The sequence below is a fragment of the Serinibacter arcticus genome, from assembly GCF_003121705.1.
GTDB lineage: Bacteria > Actinomycetota > Actinomycetes > Actinomycetales > Beutenbergiaceae > Litorihabitans.
Window position 1 is genome coordinate 616,721 of the sequence record NZ_PYHR01000002.1, and the last position, 14,292, is coordinate 631,012.

The 14,292-nt window shown below is 74.5% G+C and carries 13 protein-coding genes; 4 read left to right on the top strand and 9 right to left on the bottom strand.

Going from position 1 to position 14,292, the window contains the following annotated elements; translation table 11 throughout:
* Positions 1–3 precede the first annotated feature (3 nt).
* The 4 genes from C8046_RS02910 to C8046_RS02925 are packed head-to-tail and all read left to right on the top strand — an operon-like array spanning position 4 to position 4,031.
* Positions 4–978 (top strand): NAD-dependent epimerase/dehydratase family protein, encoded by a 975-nt coding sequence (locus tag C8046_RS02910; RefSeq protein WP_109228182.1) that lies wholly within the window; start codon positions 4–6, stop codon positions 976–978.
* Entirely contained in the window at positions 971–2,113 is a 1,143-nt protein-coding gene (locus tag C8046_RS02915) for a glycosyltransferase (RefSeq protein WP_109228183.1), read from the top strand. The genes C8046_RS02910 and C8046_RS02915 overlap by 8 nt, the downstream gene beginning before the upstream one ends.
* The gene (locus tag C8046_RS02920) at positions 2,110–2,748 is read left to right on the top strand and encodes a hypothetical protein (protein ID WP_146197039.1); all 639 of its coding nucleotides are present in this window, start codon (positions 2,110–2,112) and stop codon (positions 2,746–2,748) included. The genes C8046_RS02915 and C8046_RS02920 overlap by 4 nt, the downstream gene beginning before the upstream one ends.
* Positions 2,745–4,031, top strand: a complete 1,287-nt coding sequence (locus tag C8046_RS02925) for a glycosyltransferase (RefSeq protein ID WP_109228185.1) — start codon at positions 2,745–2,747, stop codon at positions 4,029–4,031. Before C8046_RS02920 ends, C8046_RS02925 begins: the two co-directional genes overlap by 4 nt.
* On the opposite strand, the gene C8046_RS02930 is transcribed toward C8046_RS02925, so the two are convergent.
* Genes C8046_RS02930 through C8046_RS02965 form a run of 9 tightly spaced genes read right to left on the bottom strand, consistent with a single transcriptional unit; the run spans position 4,028 to position 14,220 of the window.
* A complete protein-coding gene (locus tag C8046_RS02930) occupies positions 4,028–5,389 on the bottom strand; it encodes a F390 synthetase-related protein (protein WP_158277116.1) in 1,362 nt (453 codons plus the stop codon). The two genes, C8046_RS02925 and C8046_RS02930, sit on opposite strands and share 4 nt — an antisense overlap.
* Positions 5,386–6,246 carry an MBL fold metallo-hydrolase gene (locus C8046_RS02935; RefSeq protein WP_109228187.1) on the bottom strand — a complete coding sequence of 287 codons (861 nt, stop codon included), beginning with the start codon at positions 6,244–6,246 and terminating at the stop codon, positions 5,386–5,388. Before C8046_RS02935 ends, C8046_RS02930 begins: the two co-directional genes overlap by 4 nt.
* Positions 6,247–6,256: 10 nt before the next feature.
* Positions 6,257–7,252 (bottom strand): 3-oxoacyl-[acyl-carrier-protein] synthase III C-terminal domain-containing protein, encoded by a 996-nt coding sequence (locus C8046_RS02940; protein WP_146197040.1) that lies wholly within the window; start codon positions 7,250–7,252, stop codon positions 6,257–6,259.
* A gap of 47 nt (positions 7,253–7,299) precedes the next feature.
* Entirely contained in the window at positions 7,300–8,709 is a 1,410-nt protein-coding gene (locus C8046_RS02945) for a glucoamylase family protein (RefSeq protein WP_109228189.1), read from the bottom strand.
* Positions 8,706–8,831, bottom strand: coding sequence for a hypothetical protein (locus C8046_RS19695; protein WP_268921357.1), 126 nt, complete (start codon positions 8,829–8,831; stop codon positions 8,706–8,708). The genes C8046_RS02945 and C8046_RS19695 overlap by 4 nt, the downstream gene beginning before the upstream one ends.
* Entirely contained in the window at positions 8,783–10,492 is a 1,710-nt protein-coding gene (locus tag C8046_RS02950; RefSeq protein ID WP_235866058.1) for an ABC transporter ATP-binding protein, read from the bottom strand. The genes C8046_RS19695 and C8046_RS02950 overlap by 49 nt, the downstream gene beginning before the upstream one ends.
* Position 10,493: 1 nt before the next feature.
* Entirely contained in the window at positions 10,494–11,567 is a 1,074-nt protein-coding gene (locus tag C8046_RS02955) for an ABC transporter permease (RefSeq protein ID WP_235866059.1), read from the bottom strand.
* Positions 11,564–12,547 (bottom strand): ABC transporter permease, encoded by a 984-nt coding sequence (locus tag C8046_RS02960; RefSeq protein WP_109228191.1) that lies wholly within the window; start codon positions 12,545–12,547, stop codon positions 11,564–11,566. The genes C8046_RS02955 and C8046_RS02960 overlap by 4 nt, the downstream gene beginning before the upstream one ends.
* Complete coding sequence (locus C8046_RS02965) at positions 12,544–14,220, bottom strand: ABC transporter substrate-binding protein (RefSeq protein ID WP_109228192.1); 1,677 nt, start codon at positions 14,218–14,220, stop codon at positions 12,544–12,546. Before C8046_RS02965 ends, C8046_RS02960 begins: the two co-directional genes overlap by 4 nt.
* Positions 14,221–14,292: the final 72 nt, after the last annotated feature.

The following is a 14,292-nucleotide window of genomic DNA, read 5'->3' on the forward strand; positions in this document are numbered from 1 at the left end:
CGCATGCGCGTGCTCCTCACCGGTTCGAACGGCTTCGTCGGGGCCCGCACCGCCGCCGCGGCGCGCGAGCGCGGGTGGCAGGTCGTCGGGCTGGGCCGCGCGGCCGGACCGGCCACCCCCGTGGACGCCTACGTCCGCCACGACCTCGCCGCGCCGCTCCCGGCCGACGCGGTGCCCGGCGAGATCGACGCCGTCGTCCACGCCGCCGCGCTCGCCTCGCCGTTCGCCCGGCCCGGCGACTTCGTCGCGGCCAACGTGCACGGCACCCGCCACGTCGTGGCGTGGTCGGCCGCGCGCGGCGGGGTCCCGCTCGTGCACGTCTCCAGCTCCTCGGTGCTCTACCGCGACGCCGACCAGCTCGACCTCACCGAGGACGACCCCGTCACGCCCGACGGCGAGCAGCTCAACGCCTACTCCCGCAGCAAGGCGGTGGCCGAGCGCGTCGTCGCCGCGTCCGCCGGGCCGTGGTCGATCCTGCGTCCCCGGGCCGTCATCGGCGAGGGCGACACGGTGCTGCTCCCCCGCATCCTCCGGCTCGCCGACCGCGGCCTCCTGCCCGTGCTCGAACCGCGCGACGGACCCCGCGTGCGGGTCGACCTCACCGACGTCGGCACGGTCGCGCACTACCTGCTCGAGGCGGTCGAGCGCCGGGTCACGGGCGTCTACAACCTCACCAACGCGCAGCCGGTCGACCTGTACCCGTTCGCGCTCGACCTGCTCCGGCGGATCGGCGTGGAGCCGCGGCTGCGCCGCGTGCCGCCGTCGCTCGTCCGGGCGGCCGCCGGGGCGGGCGAGTGGGTCAGCGCCCACCTGCTCGACCACCGCGAGCCGCCGCTGACCAGGTTCGGCGTCTCGGTGCTGTCGCGCTCCAAGACGTTCGACGTCTCCCGCGCCCTCCGCGACCTCGGCGCCCCCGCCGTCCCCCTCGCCGAGAGCGTCGACCGGCTCGTGGCGGACTGGTCGGCCGGGCGTGCCTAGGGCTCGCGCCGCGGTCTGGGCCGCCGGGCTCGTCGCGACGGCCGCCCTCGCCGTCGTGCGCACGCGGCTGGCCCGTCGCGAGATCCGCCGACAGCGTCCGGCCGCACCGGTCGACGACGTCACCGTGCTCGTCGCGGTCCGCTCCGGCGACCCGCTGCTGCCCGCCCGGCTCGGAGAGCAGGCCCGTGGTCTGGCCCCGGCGCAGGTGCTGCTGCTGGTCGACGACGACGACCCCGTCGGGCAGGACGCCGCGAGAGGTGCGGCCGCCGGACGCCCGGGGGTCCGCGTCGTCGTCTGCGCGCCGCCCGAGCCCGGCACGAACCCCAAGGTCCACAAGCTGGCGCTCGCCCAGGCCGACTGCCGCGGCGTCGTGGTTCTGCTCGACGACGACACGGTCCTGCCGCCCGGGGCGCTCGGCCGGCTGGTGGGTGGTCTCGAGGAGGCCGATCTCGCCACGGGCATCCCGGTCTACCTCGACGGCGACGGCCCGTGGTCCCGTCTCCTGGCCGGCTTCGTCAACTCCTCGGCCCTGCCGACGTACCTCGCGCAGGCCGCGCTCGGCCCTCCGGTCAGCGTCAACGGCATGGTCGTGGCCGCGCGGCGGTCCGACCTCGAGCGGATCGGCGGCCTGGCCTCGCTGCTCGACGCGACGTGCGACGACTACGCCCTCGCGCTGGCCTTCCGGCGGCACGGCCTGACGATCAGGCAGCTCGCCGAGCCGGCCCTGCTGGCCACGACCGTCGCCGACGGCGCCGCGTACGTCCGGATCATGCGCCGCTGGCTGCTGTTCGCGCAGGAGGTGCTGCGGCGCGACCTCTCGCCCCGGCTGGTGACCCTCGTGCTGCTGCCGTCCGTGCTGCCGCTCGCCGTGACGGCGGCAGCCGTCGCGACCGGTCCGCTCGCGACGGCGGCGACGGTCGCGGTGCTCGCGGGCCAGTCGCACGCGACCCGCACCCTGCGGCGCGAGGCCGGCGTCCCGCCCGAGCGCCCCGGCGGCCTCCTCGTCGAGGTCGTCGCCCTCCTGCTCGCGCCGCTGCACCTGCTCACCGCCGTGCTCGGCCCCCGACACGTGCGGTGGCGCGGCCGCCGGGTGCGGGTGGGCGTCGGCGACCGGGCTGCGGGAGCGCGGGCGTGAGCGAGCGGTGGCTCGCGGCGCACGCCGACTCGCCGTCGCTCGCGTCCCCGACCGCGTCCCGCGCGGCGTGGCTCACCGGTCAGAGCTCCCCGACCCAGCAGCGGCTCTCCCCCGCGCAGGAGCGGTTCCTCGACGGCCTCGCCCCGCACGGCTGGACGCCGCTGCGGGCCGGGTTCCCGTGGACCGAGCGCGCCGCCGCCGGCACCTACGGGGGCGAGCCCCTGTTCGCCGCCTCCGTCCGCAACACCCGCCAGGGACTCGCGGCCAGGCCGGGGAGCGCGCTCGCGCGCGACGTCGCGCGGCACCTCCAGCCGCTCCTCGACACGACCCGCGACCGGCTCCTCCTGCTGTGCGCGAGTGCGGGCGCCCGCCTGGTGACCAGCGCCGTCGACGCCGTCGAGGTACCCGAGGGCCTGCGGATCGACGTCGTCGGCATCGGCGCCGTGGGCGCCCTGCCCCCGACCCACGGCCCCTGGCACGTGCACGTGCTCCGGGGGCGGTCGGACCTGCTCAGCGCCGTCAGCCACCGCCGTCGGGCCGACGCCGTCGTGCCCGGCGGGCACCTGCGCGCCGCCGCCTCCCCGGCGATGCTCGCCGCCGTCCTCGACCTCGTCGGTGGGGGGACGTCGGCGTGACGCGGCTCCTGCTCGCGGCGCCCCCGTTCGCCGGCCACCTCAACCCGCTCCTCACGCTCGGCGCCGGGCTGCGGGAGCGCGGGTTCGACGTCGAGATCGCCACCGGCGCGACGAAGGTCCCGCTGGTGGCCGCGCTGGGGTTCACCGCGCACCCCCTGCTGGCCGACGAGCCCGGGATCTTCGACGCGATCGCCGACACCGCCGGACCCGTCCGGAGCAACCCGCTCCTGCTCACCCGGCAGCTGCGCGCGAACCTCGCGCTCCTGCCGCGGGCGCGCGCCGACCTCGACGCGGTGCTCGGGGGCGGGGCGTTCGACGCGGTCCTGGCGGACTTCACGGCGCCCGTCGCCGGCCACGCCGCCCAGGCGGCCGGGCTGCCCTGGGTGACGACGATGCCGACGCCGTTCGCCCTGGAGACGGCGACAGGGACGCCGTCGTACTGCGGCGGCTGGGGGCCGGCGAGCCGGCCGTGGCACCGCGTGCGCGACGCCGCGGGGCGGACCGCGACCCGGGTGACGAAGCGGGGTATGCAGGCCGTGCTGGCCGGGGCGTTCCGGACCGCGGGCACCGGGGTCTACCGCGCGGACGGCTCCGAGGCCGCCTACTCCCCCGACGCGATCCTCGGGCTCGGCATGATCGAGGTCGAGCTGCCGCGGGACTGGCCGGCGTCGTTCCGGATGGTCGGACCGGTGACGGCGACGCCCGAGCGGAACCTGCCGAGCGCCGGTCCGGTGCCGCCGCTGCCGCCCGGACCGCTCGTGCTCGTCACGGTCGGGACGCACCTGGGCTGGGCGCGGCGCGACCTCGTGGCGCAGGTGCGCGCCCTGGCGGCGGCGGTGCCGAGCCACACGTTCGTCGTCACGCTCGGGCAGGTCGGCGCGGGAGCAGGAGCGGGAGTGGGACCGGAGGCGGCGGGCGACCGCGTCGTCGTCGTGGACCACCTGCCCTACGACGACGTGCTGCCGGCGTTCGACGCCGTCGTCCACCACGGCGGCGCCGGCATCAGCTACAGCGCGATCCGCGCCGGCGTCCCCGCCCTGGTGCACCCGCGCGACTACGACCAGTTCGACTTCGCCGTCCGTCTCGAGACCGCCGGGGCCGGACGGCGCACCCGCCGCGCGCTGGACCACCCCGAGGCCGCGCGGGCCCTGCGCCGGGTGCTCGACGGCGAGCGCAGCCGCCTGCGGGCGCTGTCCTCGACCCTGACGCGGTACGACCCCGTCGGGGCGACGGCGGAGGTCGTCGACGCGCTCGTCGCGCGATCGGCCGGGCGAGCGGGCTAGCGCGCGTCCGGCGCCCCCGTCGGCGGCACGCGCCGGACCCGGCGCAGCTTGCTGCGCGGATCGTGCGGCACGAGCGGGGTCGCCGTGATCGACGCGGGCCGCAGCCCGGCCTCCCCGAGCGCGGCCGCGAGGGCGTCCCGGGCCGGGGCGAACGCCTGCGGCGGCGCGACGGCGAGCGTCAGGTCGTCGCCGTCCTGCACCACGCGGAAGTCGGTGACGCCGTCGACGGCGAGCACCGCGGCCCGCACGAAGTCAGGGAAGAACAGACCGCGTCCGGCCGCCCCCTCCGCACTCGACCCACGACCGCCGGGATCTGTGACATCGGCCGTCACCACCGGCAGCTCCAGCACGTCGTCGCTCCGCCCCACGACCCGGGCGATCGCCAGCCGCGGATCGCCGCAGTCGCACGTCCCCGGCACCAGGACGTCGCCGAGGCGGCGCCGCAGCACGGCCTGGCTGGAGCGGACGAGGTCGGTGACGACGGGCACGAACCGACCGTCGGCGGCGCCCGGCACCGCCTCCCGCTCCACCAGCACGAGGTCCTCGGCCAGGTGCAGCGTGCCGCGCGCGCAGCTGAGGCCGAGGAAGCCCTCGGCCGCCTGGTAGACCTGGTCGGCCCTCACCCCGAGCCCCGCCTCGATCGTCTCGGCGTCGTGCGGCTCGAGCACCTCGGCCGCCGAGAGCACACGCGCCAGATCGGCTCGCCACCCCGCGTCCACCTCCCCCTCCCTCTCCGCCCGCGCCAGCAGCACGAGCACGGAGGGCGGCGCCACGAGGACGGTCGGTCGGCTGTCCCGCACCCGCTGCAGCAGCTCCGGCACCGGCAGCGCGAGGTCGGCGTAGGTGAAGGCGATCCGCCGGCTGCCGACCGCCTCGTACAGCGGTCCGCCGGCGCGCAGCACGAGCGTGATCCTGGCCCCGGCGAGCAGGCCGTCGGACAGCGCCCGGGCGAGCACCTCACCGGCCCACCGGTCCCGCTCCGCCCCGGAGGTGAGGAACGCCGTCTGGCGGCCGCTCGTCCCCGAGGACAGCCCGACCGACAGCCCGCGCAGCGAGGTGCCGAAGTCGCGACCGCGCTCGGCGGAGCGGGCCGCGAGCAGACACTCCTCCAGTCCGACCCCGCGGCGGTTCAGGCCGGCGAAGTGCGTGAGCACGTCCTCCTTTTCGAGCACGGGAAGGTCCGTCAGCGACCGCGGCGGACCGTCCGGGAAGAGGTCGGCGTAGTGGGCGTAGCGCTGCGGGGCCCGGCGCAGGACCCGCGCCAGGAGGCGGTCCTGCCACGCCTCGAGCGCCGCGCGGTCGGCGAAGCTCCGGCGTCGGGCCGCGACGTAGCGGGCCAGCACCCGCAGCCGGCTCACGGCTCGAGGAGCCCGCGCGCCCGTTCCACCGCCGCCTCGTCGTGCGAGGGCAGGAGGAGCAGGTCGGACCGCCGTCGGGCCAGCGCGGCGAGGTCGTCGATCGTGGCGCGGTAGCCACGCCAGTCGCGGGTGATGAGGCGGACGACCGGGTGCGGCAGCTCGCCGTCCGTCACGGCGCGCAGGTCCCACACGGCGTCGCCGAGCAGCAGCACCTCGCGCCCGCGCGCCCGCACGAGCAGTCCCAGGTGCTCGTCGCTATGACCCGGGAGCGGGACGACGACGACGGCGCCGTCCCCCGTGAGGTCGCGTCCCGGTGCCAGCGGCGCGAGGTCGGCGCCGCTGCCCGCCGCGAGCGGCAGCGACGCGGGGTCGATCAGCCGCGCCTCGAGATCGGACGGCAGCAGCGCCGGCAGCCAGCCGCGGACCAGACGGCCGAGACCGCGCGCCGACCGCATCGCGGCGATCGCGGACGGGTCGACGACGACCCGCGCCCGCGGGAGGTCGCGCAGGCCGCCGAGGTGGTCGGCGTGCAGGTGCGAGAGCACGACGGCGGTGACGTCCTCCGGCGCGATCCCGCGCTCCGCCAGCTGCCTGACCACGGCCTGCTCGGGCTCGACGTGGACCGGGAGCAGTGCGCCGTAGACGCGGTCGATCCCGCGTCGGACCGCGCGCTGGACGCGGGGGGCGTAGCCGGTGTCGTAGAGCACGACGCCGTCGGGGTGGCGCACGGCCGCGACGAGCGCCGGGAACCGGACGGGTCGGCGGCCGGCGCCCCGCCGCGCCACGAACCCGGGGTGGGTGGTCCACCCGGCCACGAGCAGCTCCACGCAGACCTCGAGCGGTCCCTCGTCCGTCATCGCGCCGTCCTCAGTACCGCAGCGCGGTGGCCGCGAGCGTGAGCCCCGCCCCGGTGCCGAGCAGGAGGACGGTGGCGCCGCGCTCGAGCCGTCCCGAGCGGATCGCGTGGTCGAGCGCGGACGGCAGCGAGGCCGAGACCTGGTTGCCGTGGTCGGCGAGGACGTCGACGACCGCCTCGCCCGGCACGAAGGAGCGCAGGTAGCGCAGCCCGACGGCGCTGGCCTGGTGGGGCACGACGACGTCCACGGCCGCGAGATCGAGCCCCGACCGCTGCTCGAGGTCGCGCAGGAATCCCGGCAGGTGGCGCGCGACCTGGCGCAGCAGGGCGGCGCCGTCCATCTGGAACAGGTAGGCGCCGGGGTGGTCGGGCGGGGTCATCGGGTTCCAGCGAGTGCCGCCGGCCTCGATCCGGCACGCCTGGGCCGCCTCGGGCCAGACGGCCGAGCGCGAGGCCAGCACGGCCGAGCCCTCCCCCGCCGCGGTCCGCCCGAGGACCGCCGCGCCCGCGCCGTCGCCGAACAGCGCGCTCGCCTCGGTGTGGCGGTGGTCCAGACCCTTGGAGGCGATCTCGGTGGCCACGACGGCGACGCGGTCCCACCGCCCGGCGTCCAGGCCGTCCTGGGCGATCCGCAGCCCGGTGAGGAAGCCGACGCACGAGGCGTTGACGTCGAACGCGTCGCACCGCCCGCCGTCGACGCCGAGCGCGTCCAGCACGAGCACCGCTGTCGTCGGCATCGGCTGCTCGGGGGCGACGGCGGAGACGATCACCGCGTCGAGGTCGCCCGGCGCCAGGCCCGCGGCCGCGAGCGCCCGGTCGACGGCGGCCGCAGCCATCATCGAGGAGGTCTCGCCGGCGTCGACCCACCGGCGCTCGGCGACGCCGGACCGGGCCAGCGTCTCGCCGGGGGCGCGGCCGTGCGCCGTGTCGAGCTCCGGCGACGTCACCACCCTCGCCGGGCGGTACGCACCGGTACCGAGGATGCGAACGGGGCTGGGACGAGGCACCCGGACAGACTCGCACAACCGAGCGGGGTCCGCCGGGAGGGCGACCGTCAGCGGACGGGTGGACCGACGGGACGGTCGACGGGACGGGTGTCGGCGCGCTCGAGCCCGAGCGTCGCGATCCCGCGCGCGGTCCAGGGGTGGGCGCCGAACGCGTCGGCGACCAGGGTGCTGCCGAGGGCGGCCGCCCCGAGGAGGACCGAGGCCCCCTTGTTCAGACCCGTCCGGGCCGGGGCGTACCACGGCAGGGGCACGGTGCCCTCGCGGCCGACGTCGGCGCCGGACACCACGTCGTCGTCGGGCACCGCCCCGGCGCCGAGGTTCACGCCGTCGCACCACCCGTACCGGTCGCTCCAGGCGGCCGGGTGGGCGTCCCGCAGCACCCGGAGGCCGTCGGCCGCCCCCGAGCCCAGGAACGGGAGCGCGCCGACCAGCGAGGCGGGCGGCACCGTGCCGTCGCAGCGCGGGGCGGGCGGCCGGGCGGGCTCGGCGCCGTTGACGACGTACCCCCACGGCCCGAGGCCGGCTGACATCCCCCACAGCCCCGCGGCGAAGGTCGGGTACGCCGACGCCCGGTCGAGGCACCAGGCGCGGTTGGCCGCGCTCACCTCGCCCGCGTTGGCCCACCAGTCGGTCCCCTGCGGGTCGCGGCCGAACGGCCAGAACGCGTGCGGGAAGTGGGAGGTGAACAACGTCCCGCCCGGTTCGTGCACGCACGTGTGACCGCCGTAGCCCCCCACGGGCCGGTCGAACCCGGCCCACAGCGCCCGCGCCGTCGCGGCGTCGACGTCGGGGTGGCCGGCCGCGAGCACGTAGCAGGTGAGCTGCTCGGCGGTCATGTCCCAGGCGCCGACCCACCCGTCGGCGTCGGCGTCCGCCCCGTAGTCGTCCGTGGCGCTGTCGACCCGCGCCATGCGCAGGAGCGTGCGCCCGTCACGCTCGTGCACCGCCGCGTCCCACGCGACGCGCGCGAGCAGGTCCGCGGTGCGCTCGGTCACCTCGCTGTCGTCGAGCACCTGGCTCGCCACGACCGCACCGTCGAGCGCGAGCGCCGTGTCGATCGTGGAGTACTCGCTGCCCGGTCTCGCCCGACCGGTGACGGCGTCGGCGAAGTGGACCAGCAGCCCGTCGCGGTGCGGGAGGGCAGCGAGCGCCCGGAGCGCGCCGCGGGTGCGGTCGACGACCTCCCGGTGCTCCAGCAGCCCCCGCTCCAGGCCCACGCAACAGGCCGCCAGGGCGAACCCGGTCGCGGCCGTGCTGCTCACGCCGGGGACGTCGTCGCGGTCCAGGACGCTGCCGTGGCCGGGCGCCGCGGGGTCGGCCGTGGCGTGGTCCCACAGCCACCGCACCCCGCCGTCGACCTCGCGCGCGACGAGGTCGACGACGTCGGGCGGAAGGCTCGCACCCGCACCAGCACCAGCACCCGCACCCGCACCCGGCGCCCGCCCGGCCCCGCTCACGCCACGCGGTCCCGGAACGGGTTCGGGATCGCGTCCAGGAGCTCGCGCGTGTACCCGGCCCTGGGGTTCTCGATCACGTCGGCCGCCGTGCCCTGCTCGACGACCTCACCGTGGTTGAGCACGATCGCGTGGTCCGCCAGCATCTGCGCCGACAGCAGGTCGTGGGTGATGTAGAGCATCCCCACCCCCGGGTGAGCACCAGCGACTGCAGGAGCTCGAGGATCTCGGCGCGGATCGAGACGTCGAGGCTGGCGATCGGCTCGTCGGCGATGAGGAGCTGCGGGTCGGGGGCCAGCGCCCGGGCGATGACGATCCGCTGCCGCTGGCCGCCGGAGAGCTCGTACGGAAGGCGGGTGAGGTAGGCGGGCGCCGGGCTCAGGCCCACCTGCTCCAGCAGGTCCGCGGCGGCGTCCATCGCCTCCTGCTTCTTCATCCCGCGGTAGTTCTGCAGGGGACGCATCACCTGGTAGGCCACCGTGAGAGCCGGGTTGAGCGCCGCGTAGGGATCCTGGAACACGTACTGCACCGCGTTGGCGTAGGTGCGGCGCTGGCGCCGGTCGAGCCGCGTGATGTCCCAGGGACCCGACCCGTCGTCGGGCGAGTAGGTCACGGTGCCCGAGGTCGGCTTCTCGATCGTCGTGATGATGCGCGCGATCGTGGACTTCCCGCTGCCGCTCTGGCCCACCAGGGCGGTCACCTCACCCTTGCGGAGCGTGAAGGAGACGTCCTTGACCGCGTCGACGTGCTCGGTCCGCAGACCGTTGCGCTTCTCGTAGCGCTTGTGCAGGCCCGAGACCTCCACGATGGTCGGCACGTCGGCCTTCTCCTGGATCTTCTCCACGACCTCCTCGCGCTCGTCGGCGGCCTTGAGTCCGGCCGAGGAGTACCCGGCGACCTCCTCGCCGAGCAGCTCGCCGTAGGAACCGAGCAGATGGACGGAGTAGGGGTGGCGCGGACCGTCGCGGAGCATCGTCTCCGTGCCCACGTCCTCGACCAGCTCGCCGTCGAGCATGATCGCCACCCGGTCGGAGAAGTCCAGGATCGTGCCCATGTCGTGGGAGATGAGGATCGCGCCGAAGTGAAGCTCGGTCTGCAGGCGACGGATCTCGTCGAGGATCTGCTTCTGCACGACGACGTCGAGTCCCGTCGTCGGCTCGTCGAACAGCACGAACCGCGGCTGGAGCGCGAGCGCGAGGGCGAGGTTGACCCGCTGCCGCATGCCGCCGGAGAGCTCGTGCGGGTACATCCGCAGGAACGACGGGTCGATGCGGACCATCTCGAACAGCTCGGCGGCGCGGGCGTCGACCGCGTCCTCGTCGAGGTCGGTGTGCGCGTGGATGACGTCCGCGAACACCTTACGGATCCGGACCACGGGGTTGAGGCTGTTCATCGAGCTCTGGAAGACCGTGGAGACCTCGGCCCACCGGTGCGGCCGGAGCTCGTTCTCGGACGCGTTCGTGACGTCCTCCTCGCCCCACCAGATGCGGCCCTCGGTGACGCGACCCGGACGGCGCAGGAGCCGCAGCGCGGCCTGGGCGAACGTCGTCTTGCCGGAGCCGGACTCGCCGACCAGACCGACGAACTCGCCCTCGCGCACGGTCAGGGACATGTCCTTGACCGCGGTCATCGGCGTCCCCAGCCGGGGCTCGTAGCGCACCGTGAGGTTCTCCACGCGCAGCACGGGCGTGTCGACGCCGACGTGGGAGGGGCGGGCCCTGGCCCGGAGCGGTGGCGTGCTCGGCACCGGGCCGGGCACGGGGTTGAGGCCGGGGGAGGTCGTCATCTCAGTTCTCCTCCTCGCGCAGCTGCGCGTTGCTCAGCAGGTCGACACCGAAGTTGACGAAGCTGAGGCTGGTGATGATGAGGGCGAGCATGATGCCGGGGACGATGAGCCAGACCCACAGGCCCTGGACGAGCGCGCCGTTGCCGTTGGCCTGGGCGAGCATCTGGCCCCACGAGACGGTGTTCGGATCGCCGAACCCCATGAAGGACAGGCCGGCCTCGGCGGCGATCGCACCGGTCGAGGCGGCGATGAATCCCGAGACCACCAGGGAGGTCATGTTCGGCATGATCTCGCGGAAGACGATGCGAAACATGCCGTCCCCGCCGAACCGCGCGGCGGTGACGAACTCCCGGCTGCGCAACGTGATGATCTGGGCCCGCTTGGTGCGCGCGTGCCCGGCCCAGCTCGTCACCGTGACGACGAACACCAGCAGCGCCAGGCCCCGTGTCTCGGAGTACGCGACGATGACGATCATCAGCGGGAGCACAGGCACGACCAGCGCGAGGTTGGTGACGAACGAGAGCACGTCGTCCAGCCACGTCCCCTCGGCGTAGCCCGAGACCATCCCGATCACCAGGGAGATCGCGGTGACGCCGAGGCCGCCCAGCACCCCGATCGCGACCGACAGCCGGGCGCCGAACAGCACCTGCGTGTAGATGTCGAACCCGAGGGAGTTCGTGCCGAGCCAGTGCGCGCCGCTGGGGTCCTGCACGGGCGCGAACGTCGAGTCCGTCGGGCTGTACGGCGTGAGCCACGGGGCGAAGATCGCCATCGCGATGAACACGGCGAGCATGATGATGCCGATCCGGGCCTTCCGGCTGGACCACAGCACCTCGTACCAGCGCGGCGGCCGGCGGATGAGCACGTGCTCGCCGTCGGGATCGGGCTGGCGGGCGCGGTTCCAGCGGTCCTCGGGGGGCAGACCGGCCCCGCCTCCCCCGCCACCGGCGTCCTCGGGCAGAACCTCGGTGTCCCTGGCAGCCACCGGGGCGAGCTGGGCGGGCGGGGGCGCGACCTCGCGCGCGCCGCCGGAACCGTTCGACGTCGTCATCGCCGTCCTCCTGGGGTCGGTCACCTCGCCCTCCTCGCCCGGGGATCGATGATCCCGTAGAGCAGGTCGACGACGAAGCTCGCCGTCAGCACGATCGTGATGGTCGCGAGCAGGATGGCCTGCATGAGCGGGAAGTCGCGGTTGCTCGTGGCCTCCCCCATGAGGCGGCCCATCCCGGGGTAGTCGTACAGGCTCTCGATGAGGATCGAGCCGCCCATGAGCACGCCGAGCGAGAGCGCGAAGCTCGTCACGGTCGGCAGCAGCGCGTTCCGGGCGGCGTACGCGAGCGCCGTCGTGCGGTCGGACAGGCCGGCGGCCTGCGCGAGCCGGATGTAGTCGCCGCCCAGCTCCTGCACCATCGTGTTGCGCATGCCGAGGATGAACCCGATCGGCGCCGTCACCATGAGCGTGAGCGCCGGCAGGAACCCGTGGGACACCACGTCCGCCACGAAGAGCCAGCTCCAACCGGGGTCGGTGTAGCCGAAGCCGCCGCTGGCGGGGAACCAGCCGAGCTCGTAGGCGAGGATGAACAGGATGATCATGCCGATCCAGAACGACTGCAGGTTGCCGAGGAAGGTCGAACCGACCGAGATGACCGAGTCGAACGTGGTGTTGCGCCGCCAGGCCGCGAACGCCCCGAGCAGGGTGCCGACCGTGAAGGCCAGGATCTGGGTGAGACCGATGAGCCCGAGGGTCCACGGGAGCGCCTGGCTGATCACCTCGGTGACGGGGAACGGGTAGTAGGTGAAGGAGATCCCCAGGTCGCCCTGGGAGAGCTGGACGAGGTACTTCCAGTAGGCGACGAACACGTTGTCGTCGCCGTACCCGAGCATCGTGCGGATGGCCTCGACCTGCGCCGGGTCCACCTCGCCCCGGCCGGTGAGCTGGCGGACCATCACCTCGGCGGGGTCCCCCGGCTGCAGCCGCGGGATGAGGAAGTTCAGGGTGATCGCGGCCCACAGCGTCAGGACGAAGTAGCCCGTCTTGCGCAGGTAGTACTTCACTCCGCCTCACCTCCGCCCGGGAGGCTGAGGCTCGTGACCACGCGCAGCAGGTTGTTGGTCGGGTAGGGGTTGTCCTCGCTCGGCCACCCCACCGCGTTGTCCTCGCGGTAGATGAGCCTCGCCGGGGAGTACTGCAGCGCGATGTACGGCATCTCCTGCATGTAGATGTCGACGATCCGGCTGAGGTAGGCGGGGTCCTGCGCCGGGTCGGTGTTCGCGGCCCACTCGTCCACGAGCTGGTCCACCTGGGGGTTGGCGTAGCGCGCGATGTTGAGCAGGAGGGTCTCGCCGCCGTCGCTGATCTGCGAGGTGGTGAGCCGGCCGCCGAGATCGCGGGCCCGCTGGCAGCCGCCGCCGATCGAGTCCATGAGCATGTCGAACTCGCCGGACTTCTTCATGCCGTCCACGGCGTTGGGGTCGGTCGTGACCATCTTCGCGCGCACCCCGACGTCGTTGAGGCCGCGGACCACGACGTCGGCCATCGCGATGTAGTCCATCCACCCCGCCTGGACGGAGAAGATCAGGTCGAGCTGCGACCCGTCGGGCGCGGTTCGCCAGCCGTCCTCGCCCTTGGCGTACCCGGCCTCGTCGAGCATCTGCTCGGCCAGCGCGGGATCGAAGCTGGTGAACTCCTGACCCGCCCACTGCTCGGGGACCTGGTCGGCCTGGATGGGCAGCTTGAGCATCGTCTGGCTGCCCGGGTCCATGATCCCGAAGCTGGCCCGCAGGGCGAGCGCCTCGCGGTCGATGGCGTGCGCGATCGCGGTGCGGAAGCCGACGTCCCCGGTGATCGGGCGCTCCATGTTGAGCGCGAGCACGGTGGTGCCGCCCGGGGGGTAGTAGTACTCCACGCCGGACCGGGCCACGGAGCGCTCGGGGTTGGGGATGTCACCCAGGTAGAGGTCCAGCGCGCCGTTCCGGAGCTTGAGGGCGCCGGAGTTGGCGTCGTACTGGCCCTCGAGGATCACGCGCTCGACCTTGAGGTTCTCGGCGTTCCAGTACGTGTCGTTGCGCTGCAGCGTGAGCTGTCGACCGTTGTAGTCCTCCGGCACGAACGGACCGGTCGAGACGGGCTCGGTGTCGATGTACTGCGTCGGGTCCCCGACCTGGGACCAGACGTGCTCGGGCACGATCTGGATCGACAGGATCGAGTCGGTCTTCGGGACGGCGTTGCCCGTGAAGTTGACGGCGACGGTGTGCTCGTCGACCACCTCGACGGACTCGGCCGGCGCGCCGAACAGGTCGGTCCACACCCCGGCCCGGTCGGCCGCCGGGTACTCCTGGGCCACGGTGAAGGCGAACGCGACGTCGTCGGCCGTGAACGGTTCGCCGTCGGTCCACTCCACCCCCTCGCGCAGGTCGAGGCGCATGCGCGACGGCGTCTCCCACTCGTACCCGGTGGCCAGCCACGGCACCGCCTCGCAGGAGAACTCGTCGCGGATCATCAGCGGCTCGTAGAGCCACGTCCGCACGGTGGGGTTGGTGCTGAGGACGTTGTAGTTGACGAGCCCCTGCACGGAGCCGGAGGCCTCCGAGGGCATCCGGATCACCGGGATCATCCCCTCCGGGGCCGGCGGGACCGCCGCGAGCCCGACCGTCGCGCAGGCGGACAACGCCAACGTCCCGGTGATCACGACGGCCAGTGCTGACGTCCGTCGACGCAGTCCACCCATGAGAACCTCCCTGTCCTCGCGCGCCCACCATGGGTCGCGCCCGTGCCCGGCCGCGCGGCTCACCGCCCGGCC

What these genes read in the sequence shown, in the direction of transcription:
- C8046_RS02935 (WP_109228187.1), bottom strand. Translation starts at nt 6,246, where the DNA reads ATGACGGACGAGGGACCGCTCGAGGTCTGCGTGGAGCTGCTCGTGGCC.
- C8046_RS02950 (WP_235866058.1), bottom strand. Translation starts at nt 10,492, where the DNA reads ATGACGACCTCCCCCGGCCTCAACCCCGTGCCCGGCCCGGTGCCGAGC.
- C8046_RS02965 (WP_109228192.1), bottom strand. Translation starts at nt 14,220, where the DNA reads ATGGGTGGACTGCGTCGACGGACGTCAGCACTGGCCGTCGTGATCACC.
- C8046_RS02910 (WP_109228182.1), top strand. Translation starts at nt 4, where the DNA reads ATGCGCGTGCTCCTCACCGGTTCGAACGGCTTCGTCGGGGCCCGCACC.